The following is a 23,168-nucleotide window of genomic DNA, read 5'->3' as shown; positions in this document are numbered from 1 at the left end:
CTCTTAATGCGGGTATGATCGGCGTTTACGTTGTCCCAGCCAAGATAGTGGAAGTCGCCCACCGATGCAAAACACCAAGCTCTTGCTAACCAGTTTCACCTTTGTGGGACTGCTCGCACTCGCCGGTTGTTCATTCCCCGGGGTTTACAAAATCGACATCCAGCAGGGCAATGTCGTCACGCAGGACATGATAGACCAGTTACGCCCGGGAATGACCCGCAAGCAAGTACGGTTTATCATGGGCAACCCTCTGTTGACCGACACGTTCCATGCCGATCGCTGGGATTATCTGTACAGCCTGCAACCCGGTGGCGGTGAACGCCAACAGGAACGCATTAGCGTTATCTTCAACCCAAATGACCAGCTTGTCAGCCTCTCTGGTGATTTCATGCCAGGCGTGAGCCGTGACGAAGCCATTCTCGGCAAGGACAGCGGCACTACAGTTGCTGCGCCAGCAGAAAACGCCGAGAAGCCGAAACCGGAGAAACCGGTCAAGCCAGGTTCGTTGCTGGATCAGATCCAGAAGGATGTCGACGGTGTAGAAACCGTTCCAGTCCCGACTCCAGAACCTCTGGAAACCTCGCCGCAATAATTTGCGACGCAATAAAAAACCCGGCATGTCCGGGTTTTTTATTGTCCAGCATTTGAGCGAATCACTGATTCCGGTTTTTGGCCTCAGCAGCCTTGGCTGCGCGCAACCGACGAACTTCTTTCGGATCAGCCAGCAATGGTCGGTATATCTCGATGCGATCTCCAGCCTGGACAGGATGCTTGTCCGGATCAGCGATCACTTTACCGAAGATCCCCACCGGGCAACTGGCCAGATCCAGCTCCGAAAACGCCTCGCCGATGCCTGACTTCAGCAAAGCCGCCCGCACGGTTGCGCCTGCTGGAACCGTCACCGAGAGAAGTACCTGACGATCTATGGCGGCATACACCACCTCAACGTCGATCATGGCCTCAACCATGCATCTGCTTGGCGCGCTGGCAGAAGGCATCCACCAGCGTATTGGCCGCCTGATTGAACAACGGCCCCAGGGTCGCGCGGACAATCGGCCCGGCGTAATCGAACGACAGGTCCAGGCTGATCTTGCAGGCTTTCTCGCCCAACGGCTTGAACACCCAGACACCATGCAATTGATTGAACGGGCCTTCCTCGAGGTTCATCTCAATCGAATGCCCGGGCACCAGTGTGTTGCGCGTCACGAAATGCTGGCTGAGGCCACCTTTGGCCACGCCGACGCTGGCGCGCATATGCTCAGGAGAACTCTCCAGGACTTCGGCCGTCGAGCACCACGGCAGAAATTCCGGGTAGCGCGCCACGTCGTTGACCAGGTCATACAGCGCTTGCGCCGGATACGGCAGCAGGGCCGAACGTTGAATGTGTGTCGTCATGTCAGCGTCACTTCCACAGCTGGGCGGCAAATACTACGAGAATGCCGATGGGCGCCACATAGCGCATCAAGAACAAGGACAGGGCGAACAGCGCAGGGTTGCGGATCGACAATTCGTCGCGTACCGCCTCACGGCCCATCACCCAGCCTGCAAACACCACGAAACACAAACCACCGAGTGGCAACATGATCCGCGAGGTGAAGAAATCGATCACACCAAAGAAGTCCAGGCCACCGGCCGCACCCCATTGATAGAGGTGGAACATCCCGCCTTCGTTCACGAAAAATTTGGCTTCCTTCCAGATATTGAAGGAAAACACCGTGCCCAGACCGACAAACCAGCAGATAAATGCCAGCCAAAAGGTCACCCATGCGCGGCTGACTTTGGTGCGTTCAACCAGGTAAGCCACCATCGGCTCAAGCAGGGAAATCGCCGAACTCCAGGCTGCAATCGCTACAAGCACGAAGAACACTACGCCCATCAACTGGCCGAACGCTACGTTACCAAACGCAAAGGGCAGGCTGACGAACATCAAGCCAGGACCTTCGCTTGGATTCAGGCCGCCCGCGAACACAATCGGAAACAATGCCAGCCCGGCCACCAGGGAAACGAAGGTATCGAGCAGTGCCACGCCGACGATGGTGCCGGAAATCGACGAGTTCTTTGGCATATAAGCGCCGTAGATCATGATCGAGCCGACACCCACGCTCAGTGAAAAGAACGCGTGCCCCATGGCTGGCAGCAAGCCGTCGAGTACTTTTTCCGGGTGGAAGTCGAACATGAAATGCACGCCTTCCATGAAATGCCCGGTAGTCATGCTGTAACCCAGCAGAACAATCACCATCACAAACAGCAGCGGCATCATGATTCGCAAGCTGCGTTCCAGCCCCGCAACCACGCCTTTGGCGATCACTACGGCAGACAGCAGCATAAAAATCGTGTGCCAAAGTGTCAGGCGCCACGGATCAGCGATCACATTGCCGAAGTAAGCGCCAACCTGGTCGGGCGTTGCACCCTGGAAGTCGCCACGGCCCATGTCGATGATGTAATCCAGCGACCAACCGCCCACCACACTATAGAAAGACAGGATCAGCAACGCCGTGATCATCCCGGCGAACGCGCCCCAGGACCATTTACCCGAGTGCCCGGCTTCCAGCGCCAATACCTTCAAGGCGTTGGCCGGGCTTTGACGTGCACGACGGCCGATCAGGGTTTCGGCCAGCATGACCGGCACACCGATCAGCGCGATACAGGCCAGGAACATCAGCACGAAGGCGCCGCCGCCGTACACACCGACCATGTACGGGAATTTCCAGATACTACCCAGGCCCACGGCCGAACCGGTCGCGGCGAGTATGAAGACCCAGCGGCTAGCCCAACTGCCGTGGACAGAAACCTTGTCTGTCGACATCGTTATCACGCCCAAGCGTTCAAAAAAGAGGCCGCATTGTCCGGGATTCAATCAACCTGCTCAAGCACGTAGCGATACCGTAGCCGACTCGCTTGCAACTCCCTATAATGCCGCCCCTATGGCTAAACAGAAGAAACACCCAACAGGGACCATCGCGCAGAACAAAAAGGCGCGACACGATTACTTCATCGAGCATAAGTTCGAGGCTGGTCTGGTCCTGGCCGGCTGGGAAGTAAAAAGTCTGCGGGCAAGCAAGCTGCAACTGGTTGACAGTTACGTACTGCTCAAGGATGGCGAAGCCTGGCTGCTCGGCAGCCACATTACGCCGCTGATGACCGCCAGCACCCACGTCATCGCTGATCCGACCCGCACCCGAAAGTTGCTGCTCAACCGGCGCGAGCTGGAAAAGCTGGCCACGGCCGTGCAGCAAAAAGGTTACGCCTGCGTGTGCCTGTCCTGGTACTGGAGCAAGCACATGGTCAAGTGCGAGATCGCTCTGGGCAAGGGCAAGAAGGAATACGACAAGCGTGATACCGAACGCGAACGCGACGCCGGTCGCGAGTTGCAGCGTGCGGTGCGCAACAAGGGCAAGGAAGATTAATCTTTCTGCCTGAGTGTTTGGCGCCAGCGAAAAGATCGCAGTCTGCGGCAGCTCCTACATTGATCGCGCATCCATGTAGGAGCTGCCGCAGGCAGCGATCTTTTGCTTTAAATAATCACATTCCTTTGCGCCGCTCCGCCCGAGCCATGCGCTGTACTTCCTGACGCACTTCTTCCAGCACTTCCTGCACATACAAGATATGTCGGCTGGAGACTTCCCGCGCCTGCTCGGCCCTTCCTTCAATAATCGCCAGGTACAACTCCCGGTGCTGCGTGATAAGCATGTCGCGGGTTTCCGTACGTTGCTTGTACATCCCACCGATGTTGGTCACCACGTTACGCTTGAGCAGATCGAACAACCCGCGAATGGTGTGCAGCAACACCGCGTTGTGACTGGCTTCAGCAATGGCCAAGTGGAATTTCGCATCCGCCGCGCCCTCTTCCGCCCGACTTACCTCGTCGTGTCGCGTATAGCAGTCTTGCAATTCGTTGAAGGCCGCGGTTAATCGCTCGCGATCAACGTCCGTAGCACGCATGGCTGCGTAATAGGCGCAGGAGGCTTCCAGGGTGTGACGAAATTCCAGCAGATCGCGCTGCGCTTCAGGGTTGCTTTCCAGCAGATGCAGCAGCGGATCGCTGAAGGTTGACCCCAGCGACTCCACCACATAATTGCCACCGCCCTGGCGACTGACCAGCAACCCCTTGGCCGCCAGTTTCTGAATTGCTTCGCGCAACGAAGGGCGTGACACACCGAACTGCTCGGCCAAGGCACGTTCGGCCGGCAAGCGCTCACCCGCCTTCAACGTGCCCTCGAGAATCATCCCCTCGAGCTGCTCGACAATATCGTCAGACAAACGGCGCTGACGAATCTGATCAAACCCCATAACTCATTTCTCCACGATCCCGACGGCTCGCCGGGGTCTCTATTCTGGCCTATCAGGGCTGTGTCAGCACCTGCCAGACGGCATTTGGTCGAGCGGACCAAATGACTTCCGCACCGCGCATTCGACAAAAGTTTTAGGGCGGCAAATTGACACGCCGCCTACAACGCTTTTACCCTAGCCAACAGCGATTGTAAATTGGTATTACCAATTATCCAAGAACGCTGACCAGTGCCTGACCAACAACAATTAGGGGCCACCCCATATGCAAACCTGGCAACAGCTCTATTCTCCGCTCGGCAGTCTCGGCGTGTCCGCGCTCGCGGCCGTTATCCCCATCGTGTTTTTCTTTCTGGCATTGGCCGTGTTCCGACTCAAAGGACACGTGGCCGGGAGCATCACGCTGGCCTTGTCCATTGCCGTGGCGATCTTCGCCTTCCAGATGCCGGTCGACATGGCCTTCGCCGCCGCTGGCTATGGTTTCGCGTACGGCCTGTGGCCGATTGCCTGGATCATCGTGGCGGCGGTATTCCTCTACAAACTGACGGTCAAGAGTGGTCAGTTCGAAGTGATCCGCAGCTCGGTGCTGTCGATCACCGACGACCAGCGCCTGCAAGTGCTGCTGATCGGCTTCTGCTTCGGCGCCTTCCTGGAAGGTGCCGCCGGTTTCGGTGCGCCGGTCGCAATTACCGCCGCACTGTTGGTAGGACTGGGCTTCAACCCGCTGTACGCTGCGGGCCTGTGCCTGATCGCCAACACCGCACCGGTCGCTTTCGGCGCCTTGGGGATTCCGATCATTGTCGCCGGGCAGGTTACCGGTATCGACGCGTTCAAGATCGGCGCCATGACGGGCCGCCAACTGCCGCTGCTGTCGCTGTTCGTGCCGTTCTGGCTGGTGTTCATGATGGATGGCCTGCGCGGCGTTCGCGAAACCTGGCCCGCAGCACTGGTGGCCGGCTTGAGCTTTGCCATCACCCAATATTTCACGTCGAACTTCATCGGCCCGGAACTGCCGGACATCACCTCGGCCCTGGCCAGCCTGATTTCCCTGACGCTGTTCCTGAAAATCTGGCAACCGAAACGCGCCGCAGGCCAACACATCGTCGGTGCCGTCTCGGCCTCCGTGGTGAGCGCCAGCGCTGGCGGTTTCGGCCTGCCGCGCAGCACCGTGGCCTCGCCCTACAGCTTCGGTGAAATTCTCAAAGCCTGGTCACCCTTCCTGATCCTCACCGTGCTGGTGACCATCTGGACCTTGAAACCCTTCAAGGCGATGTTTGCCGCTGGCGGGTCGATGTACAACTGGGTGTTCAACTTCGCGATCCCGCACCTGGACCAAATGGTGATCAAGGTCGCACCGATCGTCGCCGCCCCGACCGCAATCCCGGCGGTGTTCAAACTCGACCCGATTTCCGCGACCGGCACGGCGATTTTCTTCTCCGCGCTGATCTCGATGCTGATACTGAAGATCAATGTCAAAATTGGTCTTACCACTTTGAAAGAGACCTTCTACGAGCTGCGCTGGCCGATCCTGTCCATCGGCATGGTGCTCGCCTTTGCCTTCGTCACTAACTACTCGGGCATGTCCTCGACCATGGCGCTGGTTCTGGCAGGCACCGGTGCAGCATTCCCGTTCTTCTCGCCGTTCCTTGGCTGGTTGGGTGTGTTCCTGACCGGGTCCGATACCTCGTCCAACGCACTGTTCAGTTCGTTGCAAGCGACCACTGCGCACCAGATCGGTGTCAACGATGTGTTGCTGGTTGCGGCGAACACCAGCGGTGGCGTGACCGGCAAGATGATCTCGCCACAATCGATCGCCGTCGCCTGCGCCGCGACCGGTCTGGTGGGCAAGGAGTCGGATCTGTTCCGCTTCACCCTCAAGCACAGCCTGTTCTTTGCAACGATTGTCGGCTTGATCACCCTGGCTCAGGCCTACTGGTTCACCGGCATGCTGGTGCACTAAGTACTACACGATAAAAAGCAAAAACCGACGCCGGACCACGATTCCGGCGTCAGCTATTCACAACCCGGTCTGTAAGGCTGCTGAAAGCTTGCCTCTCTATATTCAGCAGCCTCAACAGACGGATAACCGGGACTACCCGGAGACACGCCTGATGAGCGAGCTTTTTTACAACGCTGTGCCGAATGCGACCCGTGTCGCCCCGCCACTGCCCGAGCCTCGGCAATACCCCAGCGAGAAACCGTCACGGGTCTACCTGTTCGGAACCTGCGTGGTGGATTTGTTCTACCCCGAAGCCGGGATGGACGCGATTCACTTGCTGGAACGCGAAGGCATTCGTGTCGAGTATCCGCAGGGGCAAAGCTGCTGCGGGCAACCGGCCTACACCTCGGGTTACACCGAGCAGGCGAGGACCGTGGCACGCTCGCAACTGGCGCTGTTTGCCGGGGATTATCCGGTGGTGGTGCCGTCGGGATCGTGTGCCGGGATGTTGCGCGAACACTACGCCGACTTGTTCAAGGACGAGCCGAACACGCTGAAACAGGTTCAGGCGCTGGCTGCCCGGACTTATGAACTGGCCGAGTTTCTGTTGTTTGTCTGCAAGGTGCAGCTCAAGGACAGTGGCGAGCCAGTCAAAGTAGCGTTGCACACGTCGTGCTCGGCACGCCGTGAGATGAACACCCACTTGCATGGCCGCGAGTTGTTGGCGCAGCTGCGTAACGTGGAGCGAGTCGACCACAGCCATGAAAGTGAATGCTGTGGCTTCGGTGGGACTTTCAGCGTCCGTATGCCAGACATTTCCGGCGCGATGGTGGCTGACAAGACCCGCTCGTTGAAGGAATCCGGCGCGCACAAGGTACTGAGTGCCGACTGCGGTTGTCTGATGAACATCAACGGCTCGCTGGAGAAACAGAAGGAAGCATTGCGCGGGCAACACCTGGCCAGCTTCCTTTGGCAGCGAACCGGAGGTGTTCTATGAACGCTTCCGCGATTATTCCTACGGTTGCCGTGGAAGAAGATTTTCGCATCCGGGCTCACAAGGCGTTGGATGACAAGCAGCTGCGAAATAACTTTCGCACGGCGATGGATTCGCTGATGACAAAACGGGCAGCGTCCTTCAGCGATGCCCACGAAAGAGAACATTTGCGAGCGCTGGGCAATGCTGTCCGTGCCCGTGCTTTATCCAAGTTGCCCGACCTGCTCGAGCAGCTTGAACAGAACCTGACCCGCAACGGTGTGACAGTGCACTGGGCGGAAACGGTGGACGAAGCCAATGGCATCGTCCTCTCGATCATCCGCGCTCACGAGGGGCGGCAAGTGATCAAGGGCAAATCGATGGTCAGCGAAGAGATGGAAATGAATCACTTCCTCGCTGAACAGGGCATTGAATGCCTGGAATCGGACATGGGCGAGTACATCGTCCAGCTCGACCACGAGAAGCCTTCACACATTATTATGCCGGCGATCCACAAGAATGCCGGTCAGGTCGCGTCCTTGTTCCACGACAAACTTGGCGTGGAATACACCAAGGACGTTGACCAACTCATTCAGATCGGTCGCAAGGTCTTGCGGCAGAAATTCTTCGAAGCGGACATCGGCGTCTCCGGCGTCAACTTCGCCGTGGCCGAAACCGGCACCTTGCTGCTGGTAGAAAACGAAGGCAACGGGCGCATGACTACCACCGTGCCGCCGGTGCACATCGCCGTCACCGGCATCGAAAAAGTCGTGGAAAACCTGCGCGACGTGGTGCCGCTGCTGTCACTGTTGACCCGCTCAGCCCTCGGCCAGCCGATCACCACCTACGTCAACATGATCTCCGGCCCGCGCAAGGAACATGAACTCGACGGCCCTCAGGAAGTGCACCTGGTATTGCTCGACAACGGTCGCAGCCAGGCCTTCGCCGACAGTGAATTGCGCCAGACCCTGAACTGCATCCGTTGCGGCGCCTGTATGAATCATTGCCCGGTCTACACCCGAATTGGCGGCCACGCCTATGGGGAGGTTTACCCTGGGCCTATCGGAAAAATCATCACCCCGCACATGGTCGGTCTGGCAAAAGTCCCGGACCACCCGAGTGCCTCATCGCTGTGTGGCGCCTGCGGTGAAGTCTGTCCGGTAAAAATTCCGATTCCGGCACTGCTGCGTCGCCTACGGGAAGAGAACGTCAAAGCCCCGGACAGCCCTCATCAAGTGATGCGCGGCCAGGGCAGCAAGTACTCGCGCAAAGAACGGTTTATCTGGAATGCCTGGGCGACACTCAACAGTTCACCCACGCTACATCGACTGTTCGGCTTCTTCGCCACTCGCCTGCGAGCACTGGCACCCAGTAACGTCGGTCCCTGGACGCAAAACCACAGCGCACCGAAACCCGCTGCCCGCTCACTGCATGACATGGCCCGCGAGCATCTGGCCAAACAGGGAGATCGTTGATGAGCGCCAAGCAAAATATCCTCGCCAAATTGCGGAGCAGTCTGACAGGCACCACACCGGTGCCTGACGAGTTCGACGTCGAACTGGTGACAGCGCCCTACACCTACACCGCCGAGCAACGCATCCCGCAGTTGCGCAAACTGATGGAAGCGGTACACACCGAAATCCACCTGACGTCCGGCGAAGGCTGGCCTTCGTTGCTTGCTCAGTTGTTGCGGGACCGTCAGTTGCCAAGTTTGTTGATTGCACCGACTACGCTTCACGGGCAGCGCATCACTCAGCACTGGGCGAAAAATCCTGATCTGCCAACGCTGAAATCCTACGACCGTCCGGTTGAAGAGTGGAAAACCGAATTGTTCAACGACACGCCGGCCAGCCTGACCGGCACCCTCGGCGCAATCGCCGCCACAGGTAGCCTGATTCTCTGGCCGACGCGGGAAGAACCGCGCCTGATGAGCCTGGTGCCGCCCGTGCATTTCGCCCTGCTCAAGGCCAGTGAAATCCGCGACAACTTCTATCAAGTGCAGCAGGAATTCGAGTGGGCCCAAGGCATGCCGACCAACGCCCTACTGGTGTCCGGTCCGTCAAAAACTGCTGACATCGAGCAAGTTCTGGCCTACGGCGCTCACGGTCCGAAAGACCTCGTGGTCATGATCCTGGAGGACCAATGAATCTACCCGCGGCTTTCCTGCGAGATGCGCAGCAACTGATTCCCCAGGAGCGACGTTTCGACGATCCGCTGTCGACGTTGGCCTTTGGCACTGACGCCAGTTTCTACCGGCTGATTCCGAAACTGGTGATTCGTGTCGAGTCGGAAGATGAGGTCGTGGCGCTGCTCAAACTCGCGCAACGGGATCAAGTTCCGGTGACCTTCCGCGCCGCCGGCACCAGTCTGTCCGGCCAGGCCATCAGCGACTCGGTGTTGATCGTGCTGGGGGATAACTGGAACGGTCGAGAGATTCGCGGACAAGGTACGCAAATCCGCCTGCAACCGGGCGTGATCGGCGCACAGGCCAACGCATGGCTAGCACCATTCGGGCGCAAAATCGGTCCGGACCCGGCGTCGATCAATGCCTGTAAAATCGGTGGCATCGTCGCCAACAATGCCAGCGGCATGTGTTGCGGCACGGCGCAAAACACCTATCACACGTTGGCTGGCATTCGTCTGGTGCTGGCCGACGGCAGCCGTCTCGACACCGAAGATGCAACGAGTGTTGCAGCGTTTCGTGAGAGCCACGCATCACTGCTTGAACGCCTGGCAACGTTGGGCCGCGAAACCCGCGCCAATGCCGAACTGGCGGCGAGAATTCGCCACAAATATCGTCTGAAAAATACCACCGGGCTGTCACTCAATGCGCTGGTGGATTTCGACGAGCCTGTGGATATCTTGAGCCACTTGCTGGTGGGCTCCGAAGGCACCCTCGGTTTCATCAGCGCGGTGACTTACGACACGGTGATCGACCACCCGAACAAGGCCTCGGCGCTGATCGTGTTTCCGGATGTGGAAACCTGCTGCAACGCCGTCACCGTGCTGAAAAGCCAACCGGTGTCGGCCGTGGAACTGCTGGACCGCCGTAGCTTGCGCTCGGTACAGGACAAACCCGGCATGCCGGCTTTCGTACAACATTTGTCGAACAATGCCTGCGCGCTGCTGATCGAATCCCGCGCCGCATCGTCCACACTGCTGCAGGAACAACTGGCGCACATCATGGCGTCGTTGACTTCTTTTCCTGTGGAAAAACAAGTCGACTTCACCGAAGACCCGGTGGAAAACGCCCGGCTCTGGGCAATCCGCAAGGACACCTTCCCCGCCGTCGGCGCCGTGCGCAAAACCGGCACCACGGTGATCATCGAAGACGTGACCTTCCCGGTTGAACAACTGGCTATCGGCGTAAACCGCCTGATCGAGCTGTTCGACAAACATCACTACGACGAAGCGATCCTTTTCGGACACGCGCTGGAAGGCAATCTGCACTTCGTCTTCACCCAAGGCTTCAACAACCCGGAAGAAGTCGCACGCTATCAGGCGTTCATGGACGACGTGGCGCAACTGGTAGCGGTGGAGTTCGGCGGATCGCTGAAAGCCGAACACGGCACCGGACGCAACATGGCGCCCTTTGTCGAACTGGAATGGGGCAGCGATGCCTACCAGTTGATGTGGCAGCTTAAACGTCTGCTCGACCCCAACGGCATTCTCAACCCGGACGTGGTGCTCAGCGAGGATCCGCAGATCCACCTCAAGCACCTGAAGCCGTTGCCGGCCGCCGATGAAATTGTGGATAAGTGCATCGAGTGCGGTTTCTGTGAGCCTGTCTGCCCGTCGAAAGGCCTGACCCTGAGCCCGCGCCAGCGCATCGTGATCTGGCGTGACATTCAGGCAAAGAAACGCGCGGGCGTGGACACCACCGAACTCGAAGCCGCTTACGAATACCAAGGCATCGACACCTGCGCCGCCACCGGCCTCTGCGCGCAACGTTGCCCTGTAGGAATAAACACCGGCGAGCTGGTGAAAAAGCTCCGCAGTCGTAAGGCAACTCATACGAAAACTGCCAATTGGCTGGAAGGTAATTTCGCCACTGCGCTGCAAGGCGCGCGTTTCACCCTGCACGTGGCCAATGGCGCGCGGATGCTGTTGGGGGCTCCACGATTGGCAAAGCTTTCGGCAACGTTGACGCGCTTATCCAAAGGTCAGGTTCCGCAATGGACCAACGCCATGCCGCAACCGGAAAAAGCCATTCGTTTCAGCCCGACCGTGTCGGACGAACGCCCTCGAGTGGTGTATCTGGCGGCGTGTGTGTCGCGGGCAATGGGCCCGGCGGCGGGTGATAAAGAGCAAATGTCGCTGTACGACAAAACCCGTGGGCTGCTGGAAAAGGCCGGTTATCAAGTGGTCTTCCCGGACAATCTGGACAACCTCTGCTGCGGGCAACCGTTCGCCTCCAAAGGCTACGCCGAACAGGCCGAACACAAACGCCAGGAGCTGATCGGCGCCTTGCTGCACGCCAGCCGCGGCGGGCTCGACCCGATCTACTGCGACACCAGTCCGTGTACGTTACGGCTGGTTCAGGACTTGGGCGATGTGCGCCTGGACCTGTACGACCCGGTGCGTTTCATCCGTACGCATTTGATGGATCGCCTCGATTTCACGCCGCAGGAAGCGCCGATTGCGGTGCACGTCACTTGCAGCACGCAGCACCTTGGCGAAAGTCAGGCGCTGATTGATCTGGCGCGTAAATGCAGCAAAAACGTGGTCATTCCCGAAGGCATTCACTGCTGCGGTTTTGCAGGGGATAAAGGTTTTACTACGCCGGAACTGAACGCACATTCGTTGCGCACGCTCAAGGATGCGGTGCAGCAGTGTAGCGAGGGGATTTCGACCAGCCGCACGTGTGAAATCGGTCTGACGCAGCACGGCGGAATTGATTACCACGGGCTAGTCTATTTGGTGGATCGGGTAACGCAGGCGAGGGTCATGCAAGAAAAACAGAACCCTGATGCGCGGCCATAGTCCACAGAATAAGCCCGGACGTTACCGGGCTTTACCCAAACTCGGCAGCCCGTCCTGATGGCCAGCGATGCCTGGACCCTCAGTTCAAGGAGATACACATGAAACGTTCTGTACTGTTAGGTCTGTTCGTTACTGTCTCGCTGATGGCGTCCACCTCGTTTGCCGCTGACGACCTCTGTTCGGTCAACCTGAAAACCATCGAAAATGCCAAGGCACAGACTCCTACGGAGATGGCTGATCAGGTCATGGAAAGCGTCACGAAAGCCAAAGCCGATCAGGCAAAAGGCACCAAGGAAGGGACAGATGATTGCATCGCCGAGACCGAACAAACTATCCAGCAAATCAAGAACGCAAACAAAGGCGGGAAGTAACCCAGCACAATGCCAACCTCCGGGTTGGCCTTCTGGGCCTTGTTGGCGTATACCGCGCAAGCTTGTTGCTCATCAGGATTCAATGAGCAGCAGGCTTGCGGCTGTTTCGGATTGAAAAAACCGAATTCCTGCGCAGCTTCGTGGTCTTTTAAGTAGGCCCCATCAATCGTGGCTTATTTTCCGACCTCGGCCGAGCCGCCCGCTCATACGGCAGCACCGAGACCATCAGTACAAGGAGATATCCATGAAACGTACCGCACTCGCTGGTTTGGTCATGTCTGCTGCAATGTTGGCCTCCCCCGTATTTGCAGCGGACAACGACCTTTGTACGAGCAAACTGCAGGAGCTCGAAGCCAAAGTGAATGCGCTACCAGCGACCTCCACCAACGCACCGGAGATCAAAAGACTGCTGGCCAGCGCCAAAACTTCAAAAGCCGCCGGGGACGACAAGAAATGCGCCACCGAGGCCATCCAGGCATTGGCGCTGACAAACTGAGCAACGAACCCAACCCATGATCACTCGACCTTCGGGTTGGCCTTCTGACGTGTGTTGGCGTACACTGCGCAGGCTTGTTGCTCACATGATTCACAGAGCAACAGGCTCGGGGCCGTTTAGGATTCGACGCCGGTTGCGAAACTTTAGGTGCATGCCGAGTTGGTAACAGAACTCGTAAATCCACTGTTGCAACTTTCTATAGTTGCCAATGACGAAACCTACGGGGAATACGCTCTCGCTGCGTAAGCAGCCTTAGCCCTTCCCTCCTGGTACCTTCGGGTCCAGCAATCATCAGGGGATGTCTGTAAACCCAAAGTGATTGTCATATAGAACAGAATCGCCGTGCAGTACGTTGTGGACGAAGCGGCTAAAACTTACACAACTCGCCCAAAGCACCCTGCCCGTCGGGTCGCTGAGGGTTAACTTAATAGACACGGCTACGCATGTAGTACCGACAGCGGAGTACTGGCGGACGGGGGTTCAAATCCCCCCGGCTCCACCAAATACGAAGCAAAACAAAACCCGCCAAGTGCGGGTTTTGTTGCATCTGGGGTTTGGTCATTTCCGTAGGCAGCATCACCATCCCCGACAAAAGCAGGCCTGCCTGCGAAAAAGCTCGCAAGACCACCACAAAAAAACACCTGCAACCGCTTGAGCAACCAACGCACTCAGGAAGATCAACATGAACATATGGATCGCAGCCGTCCTGGCCGTCATGGTTTCTATGCCAGTACACGCTGCCACCGAAATCGCCCCTCATGTCGATCAGATCACCTTTAAAAAAGGCGCCGACACCGTCAAGTTCGCCCGTTCTATCAAAGGCCCGCTCACCGCGCAGTACCGTCTGAACGCGAAGGCCGGCCAAATGATGACCGTGGACTTCAAGTCTTCCAACGCCTCTGCCTACTTCAACATCACCGCGAAAGGTGCGGACTATGCGTTGTTTAACGGATCGATCATGGGCAATCACTTTCTGGGACCATTGCCCGCCGATGGCGAATACACGGTTCAGGTATACCTGATGCGCAACGCCGCACGGCGCAATGAAGTGGCCAACTACAGCCTTTCATTAAGCCTGAGCTCGGGTGATGCGACGGACAGCAACCAGCCGTTCGACCAGACACTTGAATTGCAGGGCATTGGCTTTCACGTGACGAGCGTGTCGGTCGATGGAAATCGTACTCTACGCATCGCCCCCCAAGGTCTGGAAATCGATAACTCAGAGATCGTACGCCCCCTCACCTGCACCATCGTCCGAGCCGAGGTCGCCGACCTTGATCGCAATGGCTCCCCAGAGATTTACGTATTCATCAGGTCACCGGGGCGCGGGATGCCGGGCGAGCTCATTGCTTACGCTGCCAACCGCAAGAAGTCGCTTAGCGAGATTTATCTACCACCTGTCAGCGAGAACCCGAAAACAGCGGTGGGCTACCAGGGTGAGGATGAGTTTGCCGTGGTGGAAAATACGTTGGTGCAGCGGTTCCCGGTTTATGACAGCACGGATGCCGATGCGGGCGGGACGGGGAAAATCCGGCAGGTTCAGTACACTTTGGTGCCTGGTGAGGCTGGGTGGATTTTGAGGGCTTTTGGGGTGACGGAATATTGAAGGACGCTCGTTGGCGAGTTGCTCCCATTGGTTCCCACGATCAAAGCCAAAACACTTCGGATGAAGACCCCAAGCCCTTCTACACTCATCTCTCACACGTCTTAAACACTCACCAAACGAGCCCCCATGACCACCCTCAACGACCGCTTGAAGCAAGGCAAGGATGCTCGCAAGAACTGCTCCCGCAGTTCGCAGGCGGCCATGGGGAAAATAAGTCGCGACCCGCTGCCGCTGATCAAAACGTCCAGTGAAGGCCGCATCAAGTCGCTGGTCGAGTTGCGCTACGGCCGCATGCTGGTCTCGCCGTTCACCTTCTATCGCGGCAATGCGCTGTTGCAAGCCCACGACTTGGCCGCAACTTCCAACATGGGTCTGCTATCGCCCATCTGCGGCGACAGTCATCTAATGAACTTCGGCGGTTTTGCAACGCCGGAACGCAATCTGCTGTTCAGCGTCAACGATTTCGACGAAGCCCATCCCGGCCCTTGGGAGTGGGACTTGAAACGGCTGGTGGCAAGTTTCGTGGTGGCAGCGCGCGACCTGCGCCATGGCGACACGGTCGAAGAAACGGTCTGCCGCCAGGTGGTCGGCGCCTACCAGCAGACCATGCTCGAATGCGCCGAACAAAGCGCCATGGAAACCTGGTACGAGTCCATCAGTTACCGCGATCTGCGGCAGCAGGCGAGCAAAGCGACACTGGAGCATGTAGAGCGCGCCATCGAAAAAGCTGAACGTCGCACCCATGCTGAACTGCTACCGAAAATCAGTGACCGTGACGCACAGGGCCGTCTGATCATTCGCGATGACCTGCCGGAAATTTTCCATCTACACGAAAACACCACGCTGCTGGATGCCGACGACGACTGGCTGCGCCTGTCGGACTGGCGCCCACTTTACGACGCATTCATGCGCGACTATCCCGGCACACTGCAAGCCGACCGTCGTGAGCTGTTGGCGCGTTTTCACGTTCAAGACATGGCGTTCAAAGTGGTCGGTGTGGGCAGCGTCGGGACTCGTTGCCTGGTGGCGCTGCTGACCGATGATCAGGAGTTCCCGCTGTTCCTGCAGTTCAAGGAGGCACGTCGTTCGGTGCTTGCCGATTATGTGAAGACTAAATCGCGGGTTCGGCATAACGGTCAGCGCGTGGTCGATGGCCAACGGTTGATGCAATCGGCCAGTGACCTGTTCCTCGGCTGGACCACCGGTCCCAGCGGTCGACACTTCTATGTGCGCCAATTGCGCGATATGAAAGTCTCGGCGGAACTCGAGACGTTCGACGCTGAAACCTTCGCCGCCTACGGTCGCATTTGTGGTCGCGCCTTGGCCCGCGCCCACGCCAAATCGTCCGGGAACGCCGCACACATCAGCGGCTACATCGGCAAAAGCGATGCGCTGGCCGACGCGTTGTTCAAGTATGCGCATAGCTACACCGCGCAGAATGAGCGCGACTTCGAACGATTCCAGCAGGCCTGCCGCAAGGGACGTTTGCGGGCACGCTCGGAAGCGGACTTTGCGGCGGATCATTTGCCGTAGGCGTGTCTCACGGGTGTGAAGCGGCGGGCACTCATCGACATGAATTTTTCTTCACCCCACGACCTTCCACCAACGGGTACATTGCGCTCGCTCATTCAAGAAACTACGGTTTGCCCGCCCTCCCGCGGGCTTTTTTTTTGTCTGCTGTTTTGTTGTGTTTCCCCGCTGACCACGCAATGCTTGCACGACGATCCCCGTGAACCGGAGCGCCCTATGCCGCTGCTATCCCTGCCCTGCAAACGCTTGACGCTGGCGGTGCTCGACCCTGAACAGGCGGCGCTGGAAAGCGACTTCTACCGGCGCAACCTGAGGCATCTAGCCCGGTGGTCGCCGATTCGCCCCGTCGATTACCACAGCCCTGAACGCATCCGCCCGCGCCTTGAGGTGCAAGCCAGCGCTTTCCAGGCCGGTCTGGCGGTGCATTTCGCGTTGCTGGATCCGGACAACGGCCAGATGATCGGCGCCTGCAATTTCAGCGGCATCATTCGCGGGGCGTTTCAGGCCTGCTATCTCGGTTACCACATCGACGAATCTCATCAGGGCCAGGGCTTGATGCAGGAAGCACTGGAAGCGGGAATCGGCTATATGTTCGATGAGCAGAAGCTGCACCGGATCATGGCCAATTACATCCCTGGCAATGATCGCAGTGCGCGGCTGCTGGAGCGACTGGGATTTGAACGTGAGGGCTATGCCAAGGCCTACCTGAGTATCGCCGGGCGCTGGCAGGATCATGTGTTGACGGCGTTGATCAACCCGGCGCCGAGTGCCGGGTTCCGCTAAGCGCTCATCGTGTTATTGCGCGACCACCTGTTGCGCAACGTAGGGCAACAGGCAGCCTTTGGCCATCCACTGACAATCCCGGTCCCAACGATAACCGGTTTCCAGGTTGCCTCGATCGTCATAGTAGTTCAGCCGCAATTGGCTGGGATTCAAATCAAGTTTGGCAAAACCGGCGTGTGCGGTGGCAAACGAGGTGTCCAGCCCTGCGGCGCCAAGGGCGTAGAGTTTCTGGCCCCCGGCCCCGGAAACCACCCAAGCTGGCTCGGCGGCGCGAAGCAGCAGTTGCTGATTGTGGTCGTGCCCGGCCAGGAACACGTCGACCTTGTTGCGTTCCAGCGCGGGCAACAACAGGTTGACCAGTTCACCGTCCTCACCATGCTGGCCATGATTGCGGACCGGGTGATGGGCCGCCGCGATGCGCCATACAGGTGCCGGTCCCGGTTGCTGGAAGGCTTGGTCAAGCAAGTCGATCTGACGCTGAAAGGATTCCCGTGGGGCCGAAGTGTCGAGGAACACCATTCGCACCAACGGGCGCCCATCGACGTTACCGAAATCCTTGACGTAGAAATTGCTCGGCATCTGCCAGCGACCCGAGCCCTTGCGCTGCAGGCCATATTCGAGTTCGAACTTCTGCGACACGGGGTAATCGTGATTGCCCAGCACGGCGTAGAACGGCACATGACTCAGCCACTGGCCCCAATAGACGCGCTCGAATTTCATTTGCCAGCCAAGGTCGTGGGTACTGGTCAGCGGTTTGCCATAGAAGTTGTCGCCCAACAACACGACCATGTCCAGTCGCCCGTCTCTGGCGGCGACTCGCTCCATGGCCTGCCCCACCCGCCACTGTTGCAGATCACCACTGCCCTGGTCACCCAAGGCAATCATCGACACGGCGGAAGAATCCAGGCCACTCAACGGAACAAATGGCGCCGGCGGTGTAAACATCCAGTACCCGACCATCGCGGCGCCAATCAGTAGGATGACTGCGACGATGCTTAACCTGCGAACAGCTTTTCCGGGCACAAAACGTTTTGCAGCCGGCGATGGAATTGGGGGGCGTTTCAATCAAGGGCTCACTTGGCATGGCCAGACAGGCGTTAAGGGATAGCAAGGGTTGCTATTAATAGATCACACCAGTTGTTCACACTTTGTTAAGAATTCGCCCCGTATACCTTTTTTAGCCCGTTGTTTTTCTGCAAGAGCGAGCCTGCTGCGAAGGCAATCTCCCGAACACCGCCCCACAAGACGAACAACAAAAAACCCGCCACCCTCTTCAAGGTTGGCGGGTTTTGTCGTTGAAGTCTTTTGAGTCAGCTAGCCGTCTGCGGCTGTGCAACTTTTTCAGGTCGCTCATGCGCTTGCAGCACCGGTTGCTCCAGCCGGGCTCGCCCATAGAACGCCAACGCTGTCAGCAAACACGCCAGCCATACGAAGATCCCGGCCCAGAAGGTGTGGGACATGTAGTGCCAGCCTTGCAGAACCCGTGTCGTGCCGTAGACGAAACCGAGCAGCAGCGAGCCGTACATCACCGCTTTGGAATAGCGCCAGCGGTAACGACGCGCCACGAAGTACAACGCCAGCATGGTGAAGCCGCCCGAGGCATGTCCGCCCGGCCAGCAGCGACCTGCCCCAGCGACTTTCAGCAGATCAAAATTCTCATACCACTCCTTGTGCTCGATTTTCCCGCCGTACTGGGTCGTTTCGATCGGGCAGTACACGCTGGTGTGGCCCTTGAGGTAGTGGATCACCCCAGTGCTGATGGAGAACGCGAACACCACATAGAGGAAGTCCCGGCGGTGCTTGGTGGCGAACCGAAGCACCGGCGCGACTTTGATTTTTTCCAGGAATGCGATGATTTTCGAATGCTTTTCGGCCTTCAGACGAGGCCAGAGAAACGACAGCAAGGCGCCGACGATCGCTATCTCTCCAGTCCAGTTCGGGATGATCCGTGCCCATTTATGGGTGATCTTTTCGAACAGGTGGACATTATCCAGCGGAAACGTCTGCGTGACCGGGTCATAAAAAAGATCATTGAAAGCGATGTCGATTTTGGTCAGGTCGAACATCAGGAAAACCACGACCGCACAGGCCAGCGGAATGCCAAAGTTCACCCAATAAAAGCGGTAACGGGAAGAAGTCAACATCGTGTGTCCTGATCCAGAAAGTGAATTCATTCGGTGGTCACCGAGCGCCAGTCCGAGGCTTCGATGAAACCGAGCATACGGGGTGCCTGAGGCGTTTCGGCCGAGATAAACAAAGAAGCGCCATAGCCCAGCGTAGAGGCGGGCAACTTGAGGTCTTTCTCAAGTTGCGACATGCATTCGCTGTGGGTCACCAGAATCAGGTTTCGCCCGGCCACCTTGTGCGCCAGAGCGTTACGCAGCATGGTGCCCTTGCAATTGATCAACCATTCTTCACCAACCCCGACCTTGTTGAACATGTAACCAGCGGTCTGCACTGTACGCTTCATGGGGCTGTTGTAGATGTCGGCCTTGTTCAGCCCCAGTTGTTCGAACTGCGCACCAACATCCACCGCGACACTGCGAGAGCGATCGGTAATGCCATCGTTACCGTTCAGGCAGGCTGCGCTGGAATGATCGCAGCGTTCAACGTGACGCACCAGCACGATCACGTTGCCCTTGGCCCAATCGGCCGCCAACGCCCGGGCGCCGGCCACATTGCCGTGGGCCAGGTCCGGTACAGCGGCCGGCAGCAACAGCCAAACCGTCAGCGGTATCACCAGCAGCGCCACGGTGAGCATGATAGCCGCCTTGCGATAGCGGGCAAAACGGCTCAGATGAATCGAGCGTTTTATCCCGAACAGACTCAGTCTCAATCCCACATCAAACCGCCTCGCCGGCACGCATCACGTTCATTCGGTGCGGCGAGAGTAAAGAGGCTGGCGTCGGCAGTCGGTGAAACGCATGTGAAAAAAAGCTTAAGAGCTGCAAAAGCCTTGTTACACATCGGTCCCGCAAAAACCATTCAGCTCTCGTAATTGCTGCCGATACAGTCCTGCTACACACCTTGCTGGCGACCAAAAACAACAATCTTCCAGCCAACCGACGATCTAGAAGCACAACGTTCCTGGAGGACTTTTGATGAATAGCTGGTTCGGCAATATCAGCGTGAACATGAAGCTGGGCCTGGGGTTCGGCCTGGTCCTGGCCCTGACCTGCGTCCTCGCCCTGACCGGCTGGACAAGCCTGGGCGGATTGATTGACCGCAGCAACTGGATGAGCGACATCACCCAGCTCAATGCCGGCCTGACCAAGCTGCGTGTGGTTCGCCTGCAATACATGCTGACCAACGGCGACGAAACCGCCGCACAGAACGTCCAGACCACGCTCGAGGCGTTCTCCGCTCAGCAACAAGCGCTGCTGGTGAAATTCAAGAGCCCGGAAAACCTCAAGCTGCTCAAAGAGCAAGGCGCCGTCATCGACGCCTACAAGACGTCCCTGAACAAAATGCGCAGCGCGTACCGCACCGGTAACAGCGCGCGCGACACCATGGGCGCCAATGCCGAGACTGCGAACACGCTGATCAACGCCATCAACACCCGCGTGCAGCAAATGCCTCTGAGCGACCAACGCTTCGAACAATTCCAGGCCATCACGGCGGCCAAGGAAGCCTTCTTGCTGGCCCGCTACGAAGTGCGTGGCTACACCGCGACCACCAACGCCGAGACCGAGCAAAAAGCCGTCGGCCAACTGGACGTGGCCATCGCCAGCCTGAAACCCCTCAATGTGCATTTCGCCGACACTCAGCAAGACGCCCTGCGTCAGCTGGAAACCGCACTGATCAACTACCGCAGCGCCTTGCAGGCCTATAAAGCGGCCAACACCGATGCGGTGCAGGCGCGCAAGGAAATGACCGACCAGGGCGCTGCCATCGTGACCCTGAGTGATCAGCTGTATCAGATCCAGCTCGACCGCCGTGACATCGAAAGCGCCCAGGCTCGCACCCTGCAACTGATCAGCACCTTGCTGGCATTGCTGGTGGGCATCATTGCTGCCGTGATCATCACCCGTCAGATTACCGGCCCCCTGCGCGACACCTTGGCCGTGGTTGAACGCATCGCCAGCGGCGACCTGTCCCAGGACGTCAAAGTGACTCGCCGCGACGAACTCGGCGTGTTGCAACAAGGCATCGCTCGCATGGGCGTGACCCTGCGCGACTTGATCAGCGGCATCCGCGACGGCGTCACCCAGATCGCCAGCGCGGCCGAAGAACTATCGGCTGTGACCGAGCAAACCAGCGCCGGGGTTAACAGCCAGAAGATCGAAACCGATCAAGTGGCCACCGCCATGCACGAGATGACTGCCACCGTGCAGGAAGTCGCGCGCAACGCCGAAGAAGCCTCCCAAGCGGCCGCCGCTGCTGACGGCGAAGCCCGTGAAGGCGATAAGGTGGTGAACGAAGCCATCGCCCAGATCGAACGCTTGGCCACTGAAGTGGCGCGTTCCACCGAAGCCATGAGCGTGCTCCAACAGGAAAGCGACAAGATCGGCAGCGTCATGGACGTGATCAAGGCCGTGGCCGAACAGACCAACCTGCTGGCGCTCAACGCCGCCATCGAAGCGGCCCGTGCCGGTGAAGCCGGTCGTGGCTTTGCCGTGGTGGCCGACGAAGTCCGTGGCCTGGCTCAGCGCACGCAGAAATCCACTGAAGAAATCGAAGGCCTGGTGGCCGGTCTGCAGAACGGCACGCAACAAGTGTCGGCGGTGATGAACAACAGCCGCGCCCTGACCGACAGCAGCGTCGCGCTGACTCGCAAGGCTGGCGTGTCACTGGAAAACATCACCCGCACGGTGTCCAACATCCAGTCGATGAACCAGCAGATTGCTGCCGCCGCCGAGCAGCAAAGCGCCGTGGCCGAAGAGATCAGCCGCAGCATCATCAACGTGCGCGACGTGTCCGAACAGACCGCCGCCGCCAGCGATGAAACGGCAGCGTCCAGTGTTGAACTGGCGCGGTTGGGTAATCAGTTGCAGATGATGGTGAGCCACTTCCGGGTCTGACATTCACTTCTGATCGTTCCCACTCCCGCGTGGGAACGATCATCAAGCGCTCAGGCCTGCCACGGATTGATCACCTCAACACCGGAAAACTCAAAGTCCCGGACATTACGGGTCGCAATAGGAGCTCCATGGCTTCGGCAGATTGCAGCAATCTGCGCATCGGCCATCGACGCGGTCCGACCATTAGCTTCACAGCCAGCTACCAGCGTCGCGTACTCCACGGCGGCGTGAGCATCAAAAGGCAAAATCCTTCCGGCAAAGTCCTCTTCGAACATCGCCATCGCATGAGCTTCAAGTTTCTGTTTGCGCTTACCAAACGGGAGTCGGGCAATGCCATGGAGAATCTCTGCCACGGTGATAGCACTAATTGCCAATTCCATCGCCGGTTGCGCATCAACCCAGGCAAGTACTTGAGTGTCAGGCTCGACCCGCATGAACTCTGAAAGAACATTGGTATCGAGCACTATCATTCGGAGAAATCCACCGCTGTCGCTTTCTCGTGACGCGAAGGAAGATCAAGCTCAACCCCACCACTAGCGCTGAACCTGTTGCGGATACGGCTTCCAAGTCCTCCTGCACGATCAACGGTAGCCAGGGCTCTGCCGAGAATAAGGCGAGCCTCCTCTTCCATTGAGTGCCCATTGTGGGCCGCTGCGATGCGCAGCTGTTCCTTAATCTGATCGTCCAGGTTTCGAATCGTAATGCTGGCCATGATGCCTCCTGCAATCAATGAAATCATTGATTGAGGCTAACACACCTTGTTCCATTAAAACTCGCAGAGATGCCGAACGGCCTTACACACAAATCGCATTGGTAAACACCAACCGATTGCCGAACGGATCGCTGATCGTCATGTCCTGGCTGCCCCACGGCATCGCCTGGATCTGCGGGTATGCGAATTTATATTCCTTGGCCAGCAATTGTTGCTGAAAGGCCTCCAGTTCATCGGTCTCGATGCGCAATGCCGAGCCCGGCGTGGCGTCGCCATGGTGTTCGGACAGGTGCAGCACGCACTCACCACGGGAGACTTGCAGGTACAACGGAAAGTTGGGCTCGAAACGATGCTGCCAGTCGATCTTGAACCCCAGGAAGTCGACGTAGAACTCCACGGCCTTGATTTCATCGAAAATCCGCAGGATCGGGGTGGTTTTGCCGAAGCTCATGGAGTTGCTCCCAGAC

At 58.1% G+C, this 23,168-nt stretch carries 23 protein-coding genes, 1 other RNA gene and 1 pseudogene; 15 read left to right on the top strand and 10 right to left on the bottom strand.

Features of this window, described 5'->3' with window-relative positions; translation table 11 throughout:
• The first annotated feature begins 64 nt into the window (after positions 1-64).
• A complete protein-coding gene (locus PMI27_RS03065) occupies positions 65-592 on the top strand; it encodes an outer membrane protein assembly factor BamE (RefSeq protein WP_008149042.1) in 528 nt (175 codons plus the stop codon).
• A gap of 61 nt (positions 593-653) precedes the next feature.
• Here PMI27_RS03065 and PMI27_RS03070 read toward each other — a convergent pair whose 3' ends face one another.
• Genes PMI27_RS03070 through PMI27_RS03080 form a run of 3 tightly spaced genes read right to left on the bottom strand, consistent with a single transcriptional unit; the run spans position 654 to position 2,806 of the window.
• Positions 654-968, bottom strand: coding sequence for an RnfH family protein (locus tag PMI27_RS03070; RefSeq protein ID WP_008149043.1), 315 nt, complete (start codon positions 966-968; stop codon positions 654-656).
• Positions 961-1,395, bottom strand: coding sequence for a type II toxin-antitoxin system RatA family toxin (locus PMI27_RS03075; RefSeq protein WP_008149044.1), 435 nt, complete (start codon positions 1,393-1,395; stop codon positions 961-963). Before PMI27_RS03075 ends, PMI27_RS03070 begins: the two co-directional genes overlap by 8 nt.
• A gap of 7 nt (positions 1,396-1,402) precedes the next feature.
• The gene (locus PMI27_RS03080; protein ID WP_008149045.1) at positions 1,403-2,806 is read right to left on the bottom strand and encodes a sodium-dependent transporter; all 1,404 of its coding nucleotides are present in this window, start codon (positions 2,804-2,806) and stop codon (positions 1,403-1,405) included.
• A 118-nt stretch (positions 2,807-2,924) separates the two neighbouring features.
• Between PMI27_RS03080 and smpB the strand changes: the two genes are divergently transcribed.
• On the top strand, positions 2,925-3,407 hold the full coding sequence (gene smpB / locus PMI27_RS03085) for an SsrA-binding protein SmpB (protein WP_008149046.1): 483 nt from the start codon (positions 2,925-2,927) through the stop codon (positions 3,405-3,407).
• Positions 3,408-3,522: 115 nt separating this feature from the next.
• Here smpB and PMI27_RS03090 read toward each other — a convergent pair whose 3' ends face one another.
• Complete coding sequence (locus PMI27_RS03090) at positions 3,523-4,290, bottom strand: GntR family transcriptional regulator (RefSeq protein WP_008149047.1); 768 nt, start codon at positions 4,288-4,290, stop codon at positions 3,523-3,525.
• 262 nt (positions 4,291-4,552) lie between these two features.
• On the opposite strand from PMI27_RS03090, the gene PMI27_RS03095 reads away from it, so the two are divergent.
• From PMI27_RS03095 to rimJ, 11 genes are all read left to right on the top strand, one after another.
• Entirely contained in the window at positions 4,553-6,247 is a 1,695-nt protein-coding gene (locus tag PMI27_RS03095; protein ID WP_008149048.1) for a lactate permease LctP family transporter, read from the top strand.
• Between the two features lie 151 nt (positions 6,248-6,398).
• A complete protein-coding gene (locus tag PMI27_RS03100) occupies positions 6,399-7,223 on the top strand; it encodes a (Fe-S)-binding protein (RefSeq protein WP_008149049.1) in 825 nt (274 codons plus the stop codon).
• Positions 7,220-8,674 (top strand): LutB/LldF family L-lactate oxidation iron-sulfur protein, encoded by a 1,455-nt coding sequence (locus tag PMI27_RS03105; protein WP_008149050.1) that lies wholly within the window; start codon positions 7,220-7,222, stop codon positions 8,672-8,674. The genes PMI27_RS03100 and PMI27_RS03105 overlap by 4 nt, the downstream gene beginning before the upstream one ends.
• Positions 8,674-9,345 carry a LutC/YkgG family protein gene (locus PMI27_RS03110; RefSeq protein WP_008149051.1) on the top strand — a complete coding sequence of 224 codons (672 nt, stop codon included), beginning with the start codon at positions 8,674-8,676 and terminating at the stop codon, positions 9,343-9,345. Before PMI27_RS03105 ends, PMI27_RS03110 begins: the two co-directional genes overlap by 1 nt.
• Positions 9,342-12,182, top strand: coding sequence for an FAD-binding and (Fe-S)-binding domain-containing protein (locus PMI27_RS03115; RefSeq protein ID WP_008149052.1), 2,841 nt, complete (start codon positions 9,342-9,344; stop codon positions 12,180-12,182). Before PMI27_RS03110 ends, PMI27_RS03115 begins: the two co-directional genes overlap by 4 nt.
• A 98-nt stretch (positions 12,183-12,280) precedes the next feature.
• Entirely contained in the window at positions 12,281-12,553 is a 273-nt protein-coding gene (locus PMI27_RS03120) for a hypothetical protein (protein ID WP_008149054.1), read from the top strand.
• 244 nt (positions 12,554-12,797) lie between these two features.
• On the top strand, positions 12,798-13,049 hold the full coding sequence (locus tag PMI27_RS03125; RefSeq protein ID WP_008149057.1) for a hypothetical protein: 252 nt from the start codon (positions 12,798-12,800) through the stop codon (positions 13,047-13,049).
• A 108-nt stretch (positions 13,050-13,157) separates the two neighbouring features.
• Positions 13,158-13,551, top strand: a transfer-messenger RNA (tmRNA) gene (ssrA, locus tag PMI27_RS30810).
• 180 nt (positions 13,552-13,731) lie between these two features.
• On the top strand, positions 13,732-14,655 hold the full coding sequence (locus tag PMI27_RS03130; RefSeq protein WP_008149059.1) for a hypothetical protein: 924 nt from the start codon (positions 13,732-13,734) through the stop codon (positions 14,653-14,655).
• Between the two features lie 126 nt (positions 14,656-14,781).
• A complete protein-coding gene (locus tag PMI27_RS03135) occupies positions 14,782-16,188 on the top strand; it encodes a DUF2252 domain-containing protein (RefSeq protein ID WP_008149061.1) in 1,407 nt (468 codons plus the stop codon).
• 213 nt (positions 16,189-16,401) lie between these two features.
• The gene (gene rimJ / locus PMI27_RS03140) at positions 16,402-16,968 is read left to right on the top strand and encodes a ribosomal protein S5-alanine N-acetyltransferase (RefSeq protein ID WP_008149063.1); all 567 of its coding nucleotides are present in this window, start codon (positions 16,402-16,404) and stop codon (positions 16,966-16,968) included.
• A 12-nt stretch (positions 16,969-16,980) separates the two neighbouring features.
• Here rimJ and PMI27_RS03145 read toward each other — a convergent pair whose 3' ends face one another.
• From PMI27_RS03145 to PMI27_RS03155, 3 genes are all read right to left on the bottom strand, one after another.
• Positions 16,981-17,913, bottom strand: coding sequence for a metallophosphoesterase (locus PMI27_RS03145; protein WP_238545920.1), 933 nt, complete (start codon positions 17,911-17,913; stop codon positions 16,981-16,983).
• A gap of 365 nt (positions 17,914-18,278) precedes the next feature.
• Positions 18,279-19,112, bottom strand: coding sequence for a phosphatase PAP2 family protein (locus PMI27_RS03150; protein WP_008149067.1), 834 nt, complete (start codon positions 19,110-19,112; stop codon positions 18,279-18,281).
• A 26-nt stretch (positions 19,113-19,138) separates the two neighbouring features.
• The gene (locus tag PMI27_RS03155; protein ID WP_008149068.1) at positions 19,139-19,810 is read right to left on the bottom strand and encodes a histidine phosphatase family protein; all 672 of its coding nucleotides are present in this window, start codon (positions 19,808-19,810) and stop codon (positions 19,139-19,141) included.
• A 259-nt stretch (positions 19,811-20,069) separates the two neighbouring features.
• On the opposite strand from PMI27_RS03155, the pseudogene PMI27_RS32580 reads away from it, so the two are divergent.
• Positions 20,070-21,131, top strand: a pseudogene (locus tag PMI27_RS32580) (methyl-accepting chemotaxis protein); the annotation flags it as partial.
• Positions 21,126-21,989 carry a methyl-accepting chemotaxis protein gene (locus tag PMI27_RS32575; protein WP_411741511.1) on the top strand — a complete coding sequence of 288 codons (864 nt, stop codon included), beginning with the start codon at positions 21,126-21,128 and terminating at the stop codon, positions 21,987-21,989. The pseudogene PMI27_RS32580 and the gene PMI27_RS32575, both read left to right, overlap by 6 nt.
• 50 nt (positions 21,990-22,039) lie before the next feature.
• Here PMI27_RS32575 and PMI27_RS03165 read toward each other — a convergent pair whose 3' ends face one another.
• The 3 genes from PMI27_RS03165 to PMI27_RS03175 all read right to left on the bottom strand — a co-directional run bounded on the left by PMI27_RS03165 (position 22,040) and on the right by PMI27_RS03175 (position 23,152).
• On the bottom strand, positions 22,040-22,459 hold the full coding sequence (locus tag PMI27_RS03165; RefSeq protein WP_008149072.1) for a type II toxin-antitoxin system VapC family toxin: 420 nt from the start codon (positions 22,457-22,459) through the stop codon (positions 22,040-22,042).
• Positions 22,456-22,701, bottom strand: coding sequence for a FitA-like ribbon-helix-helix domain-containing protein (locus PMI27_RS03170; RefSeq protein ID WP_008149074.1), 246 nt, complete (start codon positions 22,699-22,701; stop codon positions 22,456-22,458). Before PMI27_RS03170 ends, PMI27_RS03165 begins: the two co-directional genes overlap by 4 nt.
• A gap of 82 nt (positions 22,702-22,783) precedes the next feature.
• On the bottom strand, positions 22,784-23,152 hold the full coding sequence (locus tag PMI27_RS03175) for a glyoxalase superfamily protein (RefSeq protein ID WP_008149076.1): 369 nt from the start codon (positions 23,150-23,152) through the stop codon (positions 22,784-22,786).
• Positions 23,153-23,168 lie beyond the last annotated feature (16 nt).

It is taken from the genome of Pseudomonas sp. GM41(2012), assembly GCF_000282315.2.
Classification (GTDB): Bacteria; Pseudomonadota; Gammaproteobacteria; order Pseudomonadales; family Pseudomonadaceae; genus Aquipseudomonas.
This window is presented reverse-complemented; position numbering and strand designations above follow the sequence as displayed.